Below are 1,414 nucleotides of genomic sequence, written 5' to 3' on the forward strand. Positions count from 1 at the left end.
CTGAGACCTGATGCCGAGCCGATTGTGGTGAAGTGGATGATCCTATGCTGTCGAGAAAAGCCTCTAGCGAGTTTCATGGCGGCCCGTACCCTAAACCGACTCAGGTGGTCAGGTAGAGAATACCGAGGCGTTCGGGTGAACTATGGTTAAGGAACTCGGCAAAATGCCCCCGTAACTTCGGGAGAAGGGGGGCCACATCTGGTGAGGGAACTTGCTTCCTGAGCTGGGGGTGGCCGCAGAGACCAGCGAGAAGCGACTGTTTACTAAAAACACAGGTCCGTGCGAAGCCGTAAGGCGATGTATACGGACTGACGCCTGCCCGGTGCTGGAACGTTAAGGGGACCGGTTAGCTCACTTTCGGGTGGGCGAAGCTGAGAACTTAAGCGCCAGTAAACGGCGGTGGTAACTATAACCATCCTAAGGTAGCGAAATTCCTTGTCGGGTAAGTTCCGACCTGCACGAATGGCGTAACGACTTCTCGACTGTCTCAACCATAGGCCCGGTGAAATTGCACTACGAGTAAAGATGCTCGTTTCGCGCAGCAGGACGGAAAGACCCCGGGACCTTTACTACAGTTTGATATTGGTGTTCGGTTCGGCTTGTGTAGGATAGGTGGGAGACTGTGAAAGCCATACGCCAGTATGGTGGGAGTCGCCGTTGAAATACCACTCTGGTCGTGCTGGATGTCTAACCTGGGTCCGTGATCCGGATCAGGGACAGTGTCTGATGGGTAGTTTAACTGGGGCGGTTGCCTCCTAAAGGGTAACGGAGGCGCCCAAAGGTTCCCTCAGCCTGGTTGGCAATCAGGTGTTGAGTGTAAGTGCACAAGGGAGCTTGACTGTGAGACCGACGGGTCGAGCAGGGACGAAAGTCGGGACTAGTGATCCGGCGGTGGCTTGTGGAAGCGCCGTCGCTCAACGGATAAAAGGTACCCCGGGGATAACAGGCTGATCTTCCCCAAGAGTCCATATCGACGGGATGGTTTGGCACCTCGATGTCGGCTCGTCGCATCCTGGGGCTGGAGTCGGTCCCAAGGGTTGGGCTGTTCGCCCATTAAAGCGGTACGCGAGCTGGGTTTAGAACGTCGTGAGACAGTTCGGTCCCTATCCGCTGTGCGCGTAGGAGTCTTGAGAAGGGCTGTCCCTAGTACGAGAGGACCGGGACGGACGAACCTCTGGTGTGCCAGTTGTTCTGCCAAGGGCATGGCTGGTTGGCTACGTTCGGGAGGGATAACCGCTGAAAGCATCTAAGCGGGAAGCCTGCTTCGAGATGAGGACTCCCACCCACTTGATGGGGTAAGGCTCCCAGTAGACGACTGGGTTGATAGGCCGGATCTGGAAGCACGGTAACGTGTGGAGGTGACCGGTACTAATAGGCCGAGGGCTTGTCCTCAGTTGCTCGCGTCCACTGTGTT

Annotated in this window: 1 rRNA gene; it reads left to right on the top strand. The window is 56.4% G+C overall.

Annotation, left to right across the window (positions count from 1 at the left end):
* Nucleotides 1-1,392: ribosomal RNA gene (locus tag ALMP_RS06315) — 23S ribosomal RNA — on the top strand; the annotation flags it as partial.
* Nucleotides 1,393-1,414: the final 22 nt, after the last annotated feature.

It is taken from the genome of Streptomyces sp. A012304 (assembly GCF_026008495.1).
Lineage (GTDB): Bacteria > Actinomycetota > Actinomycetes > Streptomycetales > Streptomycetaceae > Streptomyces.